15 protein-coding genes are annotated in these 13,941 nt (G+C 70.6%); 7 read left to right on the top strand and 8 right to left on the bottom strand.

Annotated features, from left to right (window positions below; genetic code table 11):
- Nucleotides 1-11: 11 nt before the first annotated feature.
- Genes ACFVYE_RS01395 through ACFVYE_RS01405 form a run of 3 tightly spaced genes read left to right on the top strand, consistent with a single transcriptional unit; the run spans nucleotide 12 to nucleotide 2,685 of the window.
- Nucleotides 12-884, top strand: a complete 873-nt coding sequence (locus tag ACFVYE_RS01395; RefSeq protein WP_383962334.1) for a CoA transferase subunit A — start codon at nucleotides 12-14, stop codon at nucleotides 882-884.
- Complete coding sequence (locus tag ACFVYE_RS01400; protein WP_383962266.1) at nucleotides 881-1,621, top strand: CoA-transferase subunit beta; 741 nt, start codon at nucleotides 881-883, stop codon at nucleotides 1,619-1,621. Before ACFVYE_RS01395 ends, ACFVYE_RS01400 begins: the two co-directional genes overlap by 4 nt.
- A complete protein-coding gene (locus tag ACFVYE_RS01405) occupies nucleotides 1,621-2,685 on the top strand; it encodes an NAD(P)H-dependent flavin oxidoreductase (protein WP_389603536.1) in 1,065 nt (354 codons plus the stop codon). The genes ACFVYE_RS01400 and ACFVYE_RS01405 overlap by 1 nt, the downstream gene beginning before the upstream one ends.
- A gap of 51 nt (nucleotides 2,686-2,736) precedes the next feature.
- On the opposite strand, the gene ACFVYE_RS01410 is transcribed toward ACFVYE_RS01405, so the two are convergent.
- The 5 genes from ACFVYE_RS01410 to ACFVYE_RS01430 all read right to left on the bottom strand — a co-directional run bounded on the left by ACFVYE_RS01410 (nucleotide 2,737) and on the right by ACFVYE_RS01430 (nucleotide 7,757).
- Nucleotides 2,737-4,413 carry a DEAD/DEAH box helicase gene (locus ACFVYE_RS01410; protein ID WP_383962271.1) on the bottom strand — a complete coding sequence of 559 codons (1,677 nt, stop codon included), beginning with the start codon at nucleotides 4,411-4,413 and terminating at the stop codon, nucleotides 2,737-2,739.
- Nucleotides 4,414-4,591: 178 nt separating this feature from the next.
- Nucleotides 4,592-4,795: a cold-shock protein gene (locus ACFVYE_RS01415; RefSeq protein ID WP_003969786.1), complete on the bottom strand. Its 204-nt coding sequence runs from the start codon at nucleotides 4,793-4,795 to the stop codon at nucleotides 4,592-4,594.
- Between the two features lie 348 nt (nucleotides 4,796-5,143).
- Complete coding sequence (locus ACFVYE_RS01420) at nucleotides 5,144-6,301, bottom strand: acetyl-CoA C-acetyltransferase (protein ID WP_383962274.1); 1,158 nt, start codon at nucleotides 6,299-6,301, stop codon at nucleotides 5,144-5,146.
- Between the two features lie 31 nt (nucleotides 6,302-6,332).
- Complete coding sequence (locus ACFVYE_RS01425) at nucleotides 6,333-6,944, bottom strand: TetR/AcrR family transcriptional regulator (protein ID WP_383962277.1); 612 nt, start codon at nucleotides 6,942-6,944, stop codon at nucleotides 6,333-6,335.
- Between the two features lie 30 nt (nucleotides 6,945-6,974).
- Nucleotides 6,975-7,757 carry an SDR family oxidoreductase gene (locus ACFVYE_RS01430; RefSeq protein ID WP_383962279.1) on the bottom strand — a complete coding sequence of 261 codons (783 nt, stop codon included), beginning with the start codon at nucleotides 7,755-7,757 and terminating at the stop codon, nucleotides 6,975-6,977.
- Nucleotides 7,758-7,850: 93 nt separating this feature from the next.
- On the opposite strand from ACFVYE_RS01430, the gene ACFVYE_RS01435 reads away from it, so the two are divergent.
- Genes ACFVYE_RS01435 through ACFVYE_RS01445 form a run of 3 tightly spaced genes read left to right on the top strand, consistent with a single transcriptional unit; the run spans nucleotide 7,851 to nucleotide 10,914 of the window.
- A complete protein-coding gene (locus ACFVYE_RS01435) occupies nucleotides 7,851-8,732 on the top strand; it encodes an enoyl-CoA hydratase (RefSeq protein ID WP_383962281.1) in 882 nt (293 codons plus the stop codon).
- On the top strand, nucleotides 8,732-9,877 hold the full coding sequence (locus tag ACFVYE_RS01440; RefSeq protein ID WP_383962284.1) for an acyl-CoA dehydrogenase family protein: 1,146 nt from the start codon (nucleotides 8,732-8,734) through the stop codon (nucleotides 9,875-9,877). Before ACFVYE_RS01435 ends, ACFVYE_RS01440 begins: the two co-directional genes overlap by 1 nt.
- Complete coding sequence (locus ACFVYE_RS01445; protein ID WP_383962286.1) at nucleotides 9,877-10,914, top strand: acyl-CoA dehydrogenase family protein; 1,038 nt, start codon at nucleotides 9,877-9,879, stop codon at nucleotides 10,912-10,914. Before ACFVYE_RS01440 ends, ACFVYE_RS01445 begins: the two co-directional genes overlap by 1 nt.
- Here ACFVYE_RS01445 and ACFVYE_RS01450 read toward each other — a convergent pair.
- From ACFVYE_RS01450 to ACFVYE_RS01460, 3 genes are all read right to left on the bottom strand, one after another.
- Nucleotides 10,894-11,400 (bottom strand): pyridoxamine 5'-phosphate oxidase family protein, encoded by a 507-nt coding sequence (locus ACFVYE_RS01450; RefSeq protein ID WP_383962289.1) that lies wholly within the window; start codon nucleotides 11,398-11,400, stop codon nucleotides 10,894-10,896. The two genes, ACFVYE_RS01445 and ACFVYE_RS01450, sit on opposite strands and share 21 nt — an antisense overlap.
- Nucleotides 11,401-11,503: 103 nt before the next feature.
- Nucleotides 11,504-12,067 (bottom strand): HutD family protein, encoded by a 564-nt coding sequence (locus ACFVYE_RS01455; RefSeq protein WP_383962292.1) that lies wholly within the window; start codon nucleotides 12,065-12,067, stop codon nucleotides 11,504-11,506.
- Nucleotides 12,064-12,807: a vWA domain-containing protein gene (locus ACFVYE_RS01460; protein ID WP_383962295.1), complete on the bottom strand. Its 744-nt coding sequence runs from the start codon at nucleotides 12,805-12,807 to the stop codon at nucleotides 12,064-12,066. Before ACFVYE_RS01460 ends, ACFVYE_RS01455 begins: the two co-directional genes overlap by 4 nt.
- 138 nt (nucleotides 12,808-12,945) lie before the next feature.
- On the opposite strand from ACFVYE_RS01460, the gene ACFVYE_RS01465 reads away from it, so the two are divergent.
- Complete coding sequence (locus tag ACFVYE_RS01465; protein WP_383962298.1) at nucleotides 12,946-13,869, top strand: rhomboid family intramembrane serine protease; 924 nt, start codon at nucleotides 12,946-12,948, stop codon at nucleotides 13,867-13,869.
- The last annotated feature ends 72 nt before the right edge of the window (nucleotides 13,870-13,941 follow it).

A 13,941-nucleotide genomic window follows, 5' to 3' on the forward strand; every position in this document is an offset into this window, starting at 1 on the left:
TCGGTACCGACATGAGGACCGACAAGACCATGACAGCGCAGGACGTCGTCTCCCGGCTCAGCAGCGGGATGACGATCGGCATCGGCGGCTGGGGCTCCCGCCGGAAGCCGATGGCACTGGTCCGGGCGCTGCTCCGCTCCGGGATCACCGACCTCACCGTGGTCTCGTACGGCGGCCCCGACGTCGGCCTGCTCGCCGCCGCCGGCAAGATCCGCAAACTGGTCGCGGCCTTCGCCACACTCGACTCGATCCCGCTCGAACCCCATTTCAGGGCGGCCCGCCAGCGCGGCGCGTTCGAGCTGATGGAGGTCGACGAGGCCATGTTCATGTGGGGGCTGCACGCCGCCGCGAACCGGCTGCCGTTCCTCCCCGTCCGTGCCGGAATCGGTTCGGACGTGATGCGGGTCAACCCGGGCCTGCGAACGGTCACTTCGCCGTACGAGGACGGTGAGGAGTTCGTCGCGATGCCCGCCCTGCGGATGGACGCGGCGCTGGTCCACATGAACCGCGCCGACCGGTTCGGCAACGGCCAGTACCTCGGCCCCGACCCGTACTTCGACGACCTGTTCTGCGAGGCCGCCGACAACGCGTACGTCTCCTGCGAACGCCTGGTGGAGACTGCAGAGTTGACCGAGAAGGCGGCCCCGCAGACCCTCCTCGTCAAGCGGCACTCCGTCACCGGTGTCGTCGAGACCCCGAACGGCGCGCACTTCACCTCCTGCGTCCCCGACCACCCGCGCGACGAAGCGTTCCAGAAGGCGTACGCGACCGCGGCCGCCGACCCCGACGCCTGGGCGGCCTTCAGCGACCGCTTCCTGCCCGCACAGGGCGACGAGAAGAGCTATCAGTCGGCCGTCCAGACCTGGCACGAGGAGCAGAAGTGAGCAACCGGACCGCGACCCGGGCCGAGTACTGCGTGATCGCCTGCGCCGATGCCTGGCGCGACAACGGGGAGGTGCTCGCCAGCCCGATGGGACTCGTCCCGTCCGTCGGCGCCCGGCTCGCCAAACGAACCTTCTCGCCCGATCTGCTGCTCACCGACGGCGAGGCGCTGATCGTCGGCCCCGACGGCACGACGGAGGGCTGGCTGCCGTACCGCCAACACCTCACCGTGGTCACGGGCGGCAGGCGTCACGTGATGATGGGGGCGAGCCAGATCGACCGGTTCGGCAACCAGAACATCTCCTGCATCGGCGACTGGGAACAGCCCGCCCGCCAGCTCCTCGGCGTACGCGGCGCCCCGGTCAACACCCTGAACAACCCGGTCAGTTACTGGGTGCCCAAGCACTCCACCCGGGTCTTCGTCGAGCGCGTCGACATGATCTGCGGGGTCGGTTACGACAGTGCCGCGGCGGCCGGTCCGTCCGCGACCCGCTACCACCGCATCCCGCGCGTCGTCACCGATCTCGGCGTCCTCGACTTCGCGACCCCGGACCGCTCGATGCGCCTCGCCTCGCTGCACCCCGGCGTCACCGCCGACGAGGTCCGCGAGGCCACCGGCTTCGCGCTCACGATCGCGGACGACGTCCCGTACACGCGGGAGCCGACCGCCGAGGAGCTGTGCCTGATCCGCGAGGTCATCGACCCGGAGGGCACCCGGAACCGCGAGGTCAGGGTCTGATGCGGACCGCGCTCACCGATCTTGTCGGCGTCCGCCACCCCATAGTCCAGACCGGCATGGGCTGGGTCGCGGGCCCCCGCCTGGTCTCCGCCACGGCCCGCGCGGGCGCACTCGGCATCCTGGCCTCCGCGACGATGACCGTGGAGCAGTTGCGGGCAGCGGTACGGGAGGTCAAGTCCCGTACGGACGAGCCGTTCGGCGTCAATCTGCGCGCCGACGCCGGTGACGCGCGCGAGCGGGTACGGATCATCGTCGACGAGGGCGTGAAGGTGGCGTCCTTCGCGCTGGCCCCTTCGAAGGAGCTCATCGCCGAGCTGAAGGACGCGGGTGTGGTCGTGATCCCGTCGATAGGTGCCCGGCGCCATGCCGAGAAGGTCGCGGCGTGGGGCGCGGACGCGGTGATCGTGCAGGGCGGCGAGGGCGGCGGCCACACCGGTGATGTGGCAACCACCGTGCTGCTGCCCCAGGTTGTCGACGCGGTGGACATCCCGGTGATCGCGGCGGGCGGCTTCCACGACGGCCGGGGCCTGGTCGCTGCGCTGGCGTACGGGGCGGCGGGCATAGCGATGGGTACGCGGTTCCTGCTGACGTCGGACTCGACCGTGCCGGACGCGGTGAAGGCCCGCTATTTGGCGGCGGGCGTCAAGGACGTAACGGTCACCACGGCGGTGGACGGGCTCCCGCACCGGATGCTGCGTACGGAGATGGTCGCCGCGCTGGAGAACGCGGGCCGGATCCGGGCGTTGGCCCAGGCGGTGCGCCGGGCGGCGGAATTCAAGCGGATCTCCGGGACCGGCTGGTCCCGGATGGTGCGCGACGGTCTCGCGATGAAGCACGGCAAGCACCTGTCCTGGAGCCAGGTCCTGCTGGCAGCCAACACCCCGATGCTCCTGAAGGCGTCCATGGTCGACGGCCGCACGGATCTGGGCGTGATGGCATCGGGCCAGGTGGCGGGGCTGATCGAGGACCTGCCCAGCTGTGCGGAGCTGGTGGAGCGGGTGATGGGGGAGGCCTGCGCGGCGCTGGGCGCGGTGTCGAGCGCCGTACGCCCGTCCGGCGATTGAGGACGGAGCGGCGACCGGACCGGATCCGGTCACCGCACGTCATCCGTACCGCTATGCGGCCCTGCGGCCACGCCCAGCCGCCGCACCACCGCGTCCGGCCCCGGCCCCGGAACGCCCGGCCCCGGCACCGCGTGCCTCGCCACGGCCACCACCGGCCCCGGAACCGGCGCCACGAGCCGAGCCGCCCGCACCGCCGCCGCGGGCGGAGGAACCCCCCGTGCCCCGGCCTTCACCGCTGCCGCCCTGCCCGGCACCACCGCGCCGGCCCCGGCCGCGGCTGCCCGAGCGGAAGCCCGCGCCACCGGCCGCGGCCCCGCCCGACCGCGTGCGCGGCTTCGGCGGGGTCGGCTGGGGAACCTCGATGACGATCGCGACGCCGGACGGCTCACGGGCGCCGGTGATCCGGGTGAGTTCCTCGTCGCTGGACTTGATCCGGGTGGTCCGCGGAGCGATGCCCGCATCGGCCATCAGCCGGGTCATCTCCCGCTTCTCCTCGGGCAGCACCAGGGTGACGACGCTGCCGGACTCCCCGGCACGCGCCGTGCGCCCGCCGCGGTGGAGGTAGTCCTTGTGATCGGTCGGCGGGTCCACGTTCACGACCAGGTCGAGGTCGTCGACATGAATGCCGCGCGCCGCCACATTCGTCGCGACGAGCGCGGTGACCTGACCGTTCTTGAACTGGTCCAGCGTCCGGTTGCGCTGCGGCTGCGAACGCCCGCCGTGCAGGGCGGCAGCCCGTACACCGCTGGCGAGCAGCCGCTTGGCGAAGCGGTCGGCGGCACGCTTGGTGTCCACGAACATGATCACCCGGCCGTCGCGGGCGGCGATCCTGGTGGCCACGGCCTTCTTGTCGGTCTCGTCGGCCACGTGCAGCACATGGTGCTCCATGGTGGTGACCGCGCCCGCGGACGGGTCGACCGAGTGCACGACCGGGTCGGTCAGGAACATCTTGACCAGCCGGTCGATGTTCTTGTCCAGGGTCGCGGAGAAGAGCATCCGCTGGCCGTCCGGCTCGACCTGCTTGAGCAGCGCGACGACTTGCGGCATGAAGCCCATGTCCGCCATCTGGTCGGCCTCGTCGAGGACGGTGATGGCGACCTGGTCGAGGCGGCAGTCGCCGCGCTCGATGAGGTCCTTCAGCCGTCCGGGCGTGGCGACGAGCACCTCGGCGCCGCGGCGCAGCGTGCCGGACTGCTTGCTGATCGACATGCCGCCGACGACGGTGGCCAGACGCAGGTTCACGGACGTCGCGTACGGCGTCAGCGCGTCGGTGACCTGCTGGGCGAGCTCACGGGTCGGGACGAGGACCAGCGCGAGCGGGGCGCGCGGCTCGGCGCGCCGTCCGCCGGTGCGGGCCAGCAGCGCGAGACCGAAGGCGAGGGTCTTGCCGGAGCCGGTGCGGCCGCGGCCGAGGATGTCCCGGCCGGCGAGCGAGTTCGGCAGGGTGGCGCCCTGGATCGGGAACGGATCGGTGACGCCCTGCGCGGCAAGGGTTTTCAGCAGGGCTGCGGGCATGTCCAGCTCGGCGAACGCCTCGACGGCGGGCAGTGCGGGGGTCATGGTTTCGGGCAGGGCGAATTCGCCCTGCGGCGGCGTGGCCCTGCGACGGGGCGACGCCTTGCCGGATCCCTTGCCGGAACCCTTAGCGGTTGCCATTGCCGGGGCCGTGCCGCGCCCCCTCGACGGGCGGTTGCGGGCGGGTCGGTCCTGGCGTTCGGAGCGGGTCATACGGAATTGCCCTCCTGGGGGATTCCTGAGGATTCCTAGGGATTCCTGGGAACTGCGTGGGACTGCTGGGGAAGCACTGCGGGAACGGCGCGCTTCTTCGCCATGTCCCGGGGACAGCACAAGCCGGGACCCGCACCTTCACGGTGCGGGCCCCGGCTGCGAGGTACGCGTCCGGCAATTAGGCCGGGACGATGTTCTCCGCCTGCGGGCCCTTCTGGCCCTGCGTGACGTCGAAGGAGACCTTCTGGCCCTCCTGGAGCTCACGGAAGCCCGAGGTGGCGATGTTGGAGTAGTGGGCGAAGACGTCGGCGCCGCCGCCGTCCTGCTCGATGAAGCCGAAGCCCTTTTCCGAGTTGAACCACTTCACGGTTCCAGTAGCCATGTCATTCTCCTAAAAGAGGTGCAGTGCCGGAAATCCGCACTTTACGAATTCCAAGTCGCCGCATTGAGCCCCATCCGGAGAAAGCCGGAAAACAATAATGCGCCTGAGGAAGCATTCCCGTCAGGCGCACATAAAGTTCATGGGTACCAAAACTGCAACTCGGCAACCGTAGCACGTTCTGCCGACCGGCGGCGGAACACGCCACGCCGCCGGCCGGCGGATTTCTGCCCGGGCCCTTGGGGCAACTGGCCCGGAGCGAGCTCCGAACTCCGCCGAAACTTGTTCCCGGAGCTCTGTCGGAGCGGTTCGTGGACCTGGTCAGTGGCCGGTCAGGGGCCGGGGCGGGGGTCAGAGCCGTTCGATGATGGTGACGTTCGCCTGGCCGCCGCCCTCGCACATGGTCTGCAGCCCGTAGCGGCCGCCGGTGCGCTCCAGCTCGTGCAGCAGCGTCGTCATCAATTTTGTACCGGTTGCGCCGAGCGGGTGACCCAGGGCGATCGCGCCGCCGTTGACGTTGACCTTGTCCGGGTCGGCTCCGGTTTCTTTCAGCCAGGCCAGGACGACCGGGGCGAATGCCTCGTTGATCTCGACCAGGTCGATGTCGTCGATGGTCATTCCGCTCTTTTTGAGCGCGTGCGCGGTGGCCGGGATCGGCGCCGAAAGCATGCGGATCGGGTCCTCGCCGCGCACCGACAGGTGGTGGATGCGGGCGCGCGGGGTGAGACCGTGCTCGGCCACGGCGCGTTCGGAGGCGATGAGCATGGCTGCGGCCCCGTCGGAGACCTGCGAGGAGCAGGCGGCGGTGATCGTGCCGCCGTCCAGGACCGGCTTGAGGGCCGCCATCTTCTCCAGGGTGGTGTCGCGGCGCGGCCCCTCGTCGGTGGCGACGTCGCCGTAGGCGACGGTCTCGCGCGCGAAGCGGCCCTCGTCGATGGCGCGGATCGCACGCCGGTGGGAGCGGAGGGCGAACTCCTCCATGTCCTGGCGGCTGATGCCCCACTTCTCGGCGATCAGCTGGGCGCCGTGGAACTGGTTGACCGGTGCGTCGCCGTACCGGGCGCGCCAGCCCTCGCTGCCCGCGTACGGGCCGTCCCTGAGGCCGAGGGGCTCGGCGGCCTGACGGGAGGCGAAGGCGATCGGGATCTGCGTCATGTTCTGCGTGCCGCCCGCGACGACGAGGTCCTGGGTGCCGGACAGGACGCCCTGGGCGGCGAAGTGCACGGCCTGCTGGGAGGAGCCGCACTGTCGGTCGACGGTGACGCCGGGGACCTCCTCGGGCAGTCCGGCCGCCAGCCAGCAGGTGCGGGCGATGTCACCGGCCTGCGGTCCGACGGTGTCGAGGCAGCCGAAGACCACGTCCTCGACGGCCGCCGGGTCGATTCCGGTCCGCTCGACGAGGGCCTTGAGGACATGGGCGCCGAGGTCGGCGGGGTGGACCGGGCCGAGTCCTCCCTTGCGCCGGCCGACCGGAGTGCGTACCGCTTCGACGATGTATGCCTCGGCCATGACTTCTGCTCCTCGGTGAGCTCGGGTGGGGTCAGGTTTCGAGGGCGATGCCGTCCAGAACCATCGAGAGGTACTGGCGGGCGATCTCCTCGGGGCTGTGCTGTCCGCCCGGCCGGTACCAGGACGCCGCGACCCAGACGGTGTCGCGGACGAAGCGGTAGGTGAGGCGGATGTCGAGGTCGGCGCGGAAGGTCTTGTCGGCGACGCCGCGTTCCAGCGTGCCGAGCCAGGCCTTCTCGAACTTCTGCTGGGAGTCGACGAGGTACTGGAAGCGCGGCTGGGTGGCCAGGTGCTTGGACTCCTTCTGGTAGATGGCGACGGCGGCGCGGTGCCGGTCGATCTCCCGGAAGGACTCGGTGACGAGGGCCTCGATGGTCTCCCGGGGTCCGAGTCCGGCGGCGAGCACCGCGTCGTACCCGTCCCAGAGTTCGGTGAGGAACGTCGAGAGGATCTCGTCGATCATCGATTCCTTGGAATCGAAGTGGTAGTAGAGGCTGCCCGCGAGCATCCCGGCCGCGTCCGCGATCTTGCGGACCGTGGTGGCGTTGTATCCCTGCGCAGCGAACACCTCGGCGGCGGTGGCGAGCAGTTCGCGGCGACGCTCGGGCGAGGGGGTCACCTGGGGCTTCTTCTTGGTAGGCACCCGCCCATTCTCCGCCCGGCGGTCCCCCCGTCAGGCATGCCGGTTGCTGACGGAGACGACCTCGCCCGTCATGTAGGAGGAGTAGCCGCTGGCGAGGAAGACAATGACGTTGGCGATCTCCCACGGCTCGGCGTAGCGGCCGAATGCCTCCTTCTCGGTCAGTTCGTCGAGGAGTTCGGCGGAGGTGACCTTCACCAGGTGCGGGTGCATGGCGAGGCTGGGGGCGACGGCGTTGACGCGCACGCCGTACTCGGCGGCCTCGATCGCGGCGCACCGGGTGAGCGCCATGACGCCCGCCTTGGCGGCGGCGTAGTGGGCCTGGCCGCTCTGGGCGCGCCAGCCGACGACGGAGGCGTTGTTGACGACGATGCCGCCGCGGCCCGCCGCCTTGAGCGAGCGCAGGGCGGCCCGGGTGCAGCGGAACGTGCCGTTCAGGGTGACGTCGAGGACCTTGGTCCACTGTTCGTCGGTCATCTCGGTGAGTTCGGCGGTGCCGCCGAGGCCGGCGTTGTTGACGACGATGTCGAGGCCGCCGTGAGTCTGTTCGGCGAGCGCGAAGAGTGCCTGGACCTGGGTCTCGTCGGTGACGTCGCAGGGCAGTGCCGCGACATGGTCCGCGCCGAACTCCTCGGCGAGCGCCTGCTCGGTCTCCTTCAGCCGGCGGGCGTGCGCGTCGCCGATGACGATGCGGGCGCCCTCCTCAAGGAATTTACGGGCGGTGGCGCCGCCGATTCCGGCGCCCGCGGCTGCGGTGACGACGGCGCTGCGGCCGGCCAGCAGGCCGTGTCCGGGTACGTACTGCGGTGCGCTCACGCCCGCGCCTCCTCGGTCTCGGCCCGCGGATCCTCGACGGTCCTCGTGCTCGTACGTTAACCTACCAAACACTTGTTAGGGAAGGATGAGCCGATGCTCGATGCCCACGACACATCCGCCGGTGACGCCGGCGACCTCCGGTCCGATCCCGTGCTGTACGAGCGCCGGGGCCCGGTCGCGTACGTGACGCTGAACCGCCCGCGCTACCGCAACGCCCAGAACTCGGCGATGACCTACGCCCTGGACGCCGCGTTCTACCGGGCCGCCGAGGAATCCGAGGTCAAGGTGGTCGTGCTGGCGGGCACCGGGGAGCACTTCTCGGCGGGCCATGACATCGGCACACCCGGGCGCGACGCGCATCTGCCCTTCGAGCGCAGGGCCGGTCTGTGGTGGGACCACTCCGACAAGACCGGCGCGGAGAGCCGCTTCGCCCGTGAGTCGGAGGTCTATCTCGGCATGTGCAGGCGCTGGCGCGAACTGCCGAAACCGGTCGTCGCCTCCGTCCAGGGCGCGTGTGTGGCCGGCGGGCTGATGCTCGCCTGGATCTGCGATCTCATCGTGGCGAGCGAGGACGCCTTCTTCGCCGATCCGGTGGTGCGGATGGGCATCCCCGGCGTCGAGTACTTCGCACACCCCTGGGCGATGCCGCCCCGGATCGCGAAGGAGTTCCTGTTCACCGGCGACCGGATGAGCGCCCGCCGGGCGTACGAGGTCGGCATGGTGAACAAGGTGGTGGAGCGCGGCGAACTCGCCGGGCGTACCCATGAATTGGCGTTGCGGATCGCCGGGATGCCACGTCTGGGACTGGCCCTCACCAAGCGTGCGGTCAACCAGGCCGAGGACCTTCAGGGGCTGCACACCGGCATCGACTCGGCCTTCGGGCTGCACCATCTCGCTCATGCGCACAACGCGGAGACGGCGGCGGACCCGCTCGGCGGCATGAACATCGCCTCGATGAAGAAGGCGGGTGCGTGATGGATCTGTCGTACACGGCCGAGGAGGAGGCGTTCCGGGCCGAGGCGCGGCAGTGGCTGCGGGCCAACGTACCCGCCGAGCCGCTGCCGTCCCTGGAGACCGCCGATGGCTTCGCCGCGCACCGGGAGTGGGAGGCGCGGCTGTACGCGGACCGCTGGTCGGTCGTCTCCTGGCCGGCCGAGTACGGCGGCCGGGGCGCCGGCATCTTCAAGTGGCTGATCTTCGAGGAGGAGTACTACGCGGCGGGCGGCCCCGGCCGGGTCTCGCAGAACGGCATCAACCTGCTCGCCCCGACACTCCTCGACCACGCGACGGACGAGCAGCGGGCCCGGGTCCTGCCGTCGATGGCGAGCGGGGAGGTGATCTGGGCACAGGCCTGGTCCGAGCCGGAGTCGGGCTCGGACCTGGCGTCACTGCGCTCGCGGGCGGTGCGCACGGACGGCGGCTGGCTGCTCTCGGGGCAGAAGACCTGGTCCTCGCGGGCCGCGTTCGCGGACCGGGCGTTCGGCATCTTCCGTACGGATCCCGAGGCCGCGAAGCCGCACCACGGGCTGACGTATCTGATGTTCGACCTGTCGGCGCCCGGGGTTTCGGTCCGGCCGATCGGGCGGCTCGACGGCAAGCCTGCCTTCGCCGAGCTGTTCCTGGACGAGGTGTTCGTACCGGACGAGGACATCATCGGGGAGCCCGGACAGGGCTGGCGTATCGCCATGTCGACAACGGGCAACGAGCGCGGACTGACGCTCCGCTCCCCCGGCCGCTTCCTGGCCGCCGCGGACCGGCTGGCCGGGCTGTGGCGCACTCACGGCGACCCGTCCGACACGGCGCTGCGGGACCGGGTGGCGGACGCGGTGATCGGGGCGCGCGCGTATCAGCTCTTCACCTGTACCAACGCCTCACGCTTCGCGGCGGGGGCGGACATCGGCGCGGAGTCCAGCCTGAACAAGGTGTTCTGGTCCGAGTACGACATCGCTCTGCACGAGACGGCGCTCGATCTGCTGGGCCCGGACGCGGAGCTGGCGGAGTCCGAGTGGGCCGAGGGGTACGTCTTCTCCCTCGCGGGCCCCATCTACGCCGGTACGAACGAGATCCAGCGCGACATCATCGCCGAGCGGCTGCTCGGCCTGCCGAAGGGACGGCGCTGATGCGTTTCCTCCTCGACGACGAGCAGCGGGAGTTCGCCCGCTCGCTGGACGCGATGCTGACCGCCTCGGACACCCCTGCGGCGGTACGCGCCTGGGCCGCCGGGAACCACGGACCGGGCAGGGCCCTGTGGGCGCGACTGGCACAGGCGGGGGTGTTCGCCCTGGCGATACCGGAAACGTACGAGGGCGTCGGACCGCTGCCGGTGGAACTCGCAGTCGCCTTCACCGAGTTGGGGCGGCACGCGGTGCCGGGGCCGGTCGTGGAGACGGTTGCGGCCGGGGTACTGCTCGGGGGTGTGGGCGGCGCGGCGGCCAAGGAGTGGCTGCCGCGGCTGGCGTCCGGTGCGGCATCGGCGACGCTCCGGATGGACGGGTACGGGCCGTATGCGCTGGACGCGGATGCCGTGGACGCCGTGTTCGCCGTGACCGGCGACGAGTTGCGGCTCGCACCCGGACCCGGCGCGCTCAGCGTGTCGTCCGACCCGGCCCGGCGGCTGTGGCGGCCCGGGCCGGGCGGGGAGCTGCTCGCATCCGGGCCCCGGGTGGCGCAGGCCGCGGGGCGGGCCGCTCGGTGGGCGGCGTTCGCCACGGCCGCGCAGGCACTCGGCACGGGCGAGGCGCTGCTGCGGGCCACGGTCGCGTATGTGAAGCAGCGCACCCAGTTCGGTACGGCGATCGGCTCCTTCCAGGCGGTCAAGCACCGGCTCGCGGACACGCTGATCGGCCTGGAGTTCGCCCGCCCGCTGCTGTACGGGGCGGCGTTCGCGCTCGCCGGACAGGCGCCGGACGCCGGTGCGGAGGTGGCGGCCGCCAAGGTGACGGCGGGCGAGGCGGGGTACGCGGCGGCGCGGGCGGCACTGCAGTTGCACGGTGCGGTGGGGTACACGCAGGAGCTGGATCTGTCGCTGTGGCTGCGGAAGGCGCGACCGCTGCGGGACGCATGGGGGACGCCGGGGGCTTGCCGGGCGCGGGTGCTCGCCCACGGGCCGGCCGCGTCTGCCGCCCGGCCCCCTGTGTCAGAAGTTCTCGCTCAGTGAGCCGTCGTCGTTGCCCCTTCGGAAGGTGCGCAGCGGGTGACCGGGGCGCCACACCTGGATGACCAGGGTGTCGCCGCCTTCGAGACCGGTGCGTACCACCTCGGCCAGCTCCACCCGGAAGAGATGGAAGGGTTCCGGCGGCTTCACCTCCTCGATGAAGCGGGCCAGCACGGCGGGGTCGGTCACCTCCACCGCGCGGCCGGAGACCCGGACGTCGCCGTCCGCCATCTCGGCGTCCGGTCCCGGATTGGCCTGCACCGCGAACCGTGGATCGCGCAGCAGGTCCAGCGCCTTGCGCGAGTTCGGCATCATGCCGAGGAACGGCTCACCCAGCCGGAAATCCACTTCGAGGCCGGTCACGCGCGGCGATCCGTCCTTGCGCAGGGTCGCCAGGACGTGGTGCTTGTACTGCTGGAAGCGGGTCCGGACGGTATCGGCGAAGGCCGGCTCCGCCGACTGGAACTCTTCCCAGGAACTCGATGTCATGCGTCCATGGAACCCTGGAATCCCGACATCTTCTGTCTGCTTTTCCCGGCCGCACCCGATCGGCCGCACAACTTCCGGGCTCCCGTCATCCGCCTTTTGCCCGTCATCCGTCCGACAGGGTGACCAGCAGGGCCCAGCCCTGGGTCCGGAGCACGCCCGGCGGTCCCTCCCGCATCAACAGCGCGTCGTAGCGGTCGAGTTCGATGTCCGAGCCGTCGACCACCGCACCGTCCTCCAGCGCGACGGCCAGAACCGCCCCGCCCCGAGGCACCGACAGCCGGACGGTGCCTCGTACCACCGCGACCTCCGCGCTCGTACGCTCCCTGCGGTACATCACATTGAAGTTCACGACCGGGCCACCGAGCAGCCGGCCCTCCGTCTCCAGGTCACCGGGGAAGTCGTGCGGCCAGTACTGCTCGTCGACGATGTGGTGCTCGCCGCCCACCATGAGGTCCATCCCGGCGCCCTCGACCACGGTCAGTGTGCGGTCGACCCCGGGGAACGAGGAGAACGGCCCGTCCCGGGACACATCGGCGAGGCTGACCCGCCAGTCGAAGGCGTCCAGCGGCGCGCCCTCGGGGGACGCCGCGATCTCGCGGGTGACTCCCCCGCCGTTCTTCCAGGGCGTGGCCGTGCGGTCGGCCGCCCGCAGCACCCGGGCCGTCACTTGACGATCCCCTGTGCCCGGGCCGCGGCCAGCCACTGCGGGAATTCGGCGACCAGCCGGTCGTACAGTTCGGCGTCCGGGACCTTGCGCGGGTCGAGTCCGGCGTGGAAGAAGCCGGCGTTGTCCACGGGGCGCCTGGCGGGTACGGCCAGTTCGTCGAGCTTGTGCAGGAAGTCGAACTGCGTGCTCTGCTTGTTACCGAAGCCGATGAACTGCCAGAACAGTGGCAGTTTCGCCGCCTTGCACAGATAGCGTTCGGCCGCGTGCTTGCTGATCGGGCCGCCGTCCGTCTGGAAGACGACCAGCGCGGGGGCGGTCGAGCCGCTGTCGATGTAGTGGTCGATGACGGCGTCCATGGCCAGGTGGTAGCTGGTCTTCCCCATGTGCCCGAGGCCCGCCACGATCGCGTCGACCCGGCCGCGGTGGTTGTCCAGGGCTATGTCGGTGACGGCGTCGACATCGGTGGAGAAGAAGACGACCGGTACGCGGCCGTCGTCGTCCAGATGTGCCGAAAGACCCAGCACCCGGTCCGCCAGGGCCTGGACGCTGCCGTCCTTGTAGTACTCCTTCATGGAGCCGGAGTAGTCGAGCACCAGATATACCGCCGCGCGCTCCCCGCCCAAGCCGTGCTTCGCCAGCGGGATGGAGGCGCTCTTGTAGAGGCTGACCAGCGCGGGTGCGGTCTCTTCGATCTTACGGAGGCTGATGGCCGGACCTGTTGCGGCGGACGAGCCGGCCATGCGGATTCTCCGATCCTCGACGTGTGAGAACCCTGAGCGTAAGGCACCCGGATATGTCCGGGGCGGCGGTGTTCGCTATCTTGATCGCCGCCGTCCCCACCGGCCGCTCGTGTCCGCCCACCCGTGAAGGAGCCTGCCGTGGAGGCCGCGGTCACCACCTGCTATCGCCATCCGTCGTACGAGACGTATGTGAGCTGCACTCGCTGTGAACGGTTCATCTGCCCCGACTGCATGCGTGAGGCCGCTGTCGGTCACCACTGCGTGGAGTGTGTGAAGGAGGGGCGGCGTTCGGTCCGGCAGGCGCGCACGGTGTTCGGCGGTGCGGTGCCGAGGAGCGCGGTGCCGCTCGTCACGTATGTGCTGATGGGCCTGAACATCCTGGCGTATCTGGGCGAGTTGGTCCGTCCGGGGATCGTCGACCGGTTCGAGATGCTCGGTGCGGGGCTGAACGGCCCGGACGGAGGCCGGTACGTCTACGAGGCCGGGGACTTCCCCGGCCTCGATGTGATCGGTGTGGTGGACGGCGAGTGGTACCGGCTGCTGACCGGGGCCTTCCTGCATCTCCCGCCGGGCGAATCGTCCTTCGGCTCGTTGCCGTTCGGGGTGCTGCACATCCTCTTCAACATGTACGCGCTGTGGAATCTGGGCCGGGTCGTCGAGGAGCAGCTGGGCCGTGCCCGCTACCTCGCGCTGTATCTGCTGTCCGCGCTGGGCGGTTCGGTCCTGGTGTATCTGATCGCACCGTTCGACGGCACGGTGGGTGCCTCGGGTGCGGTCTTCGGTCTCGGTGCGGCGTTCTATGTCATCAACCGGCGCCTCGGACGCGATATGGAGGCGGTGAACCGGTTCATGGCCGGGTTCCTGATCTGGATGCTGATCTCGGCCGGATTCACCTCGTGGCAGGGCCACCTGGGCGGGCTGCTGACGGGCGGCATCGTCACGGTCGCATACGCGTACGCCCCGGCGAAGCGGCGTACGACGATCCAGGCCGCCGCGGGCGTGGTGCTGCTCGCCGTGCTGGTGCTGCTGGTGGTGCTCAAGACGTCCGCGCTGACGGGCTGAGCCCGCGTCCGTCCCCGGAACGCGCCACGGCGCCTGCCGAGATCGTCCGGTCGGGGACGGGCAGGCGCCGCG

Origin of the sequence: Streptomyces sp. NPDC058239 (assembly GCF_042882185.1) — a bacterium.
Taxonomy (GTDB): Bacteria; Actinomycetota; Actinomycetes; order Streptomycetales; family Streptomycetaceae; genus Streptomyces.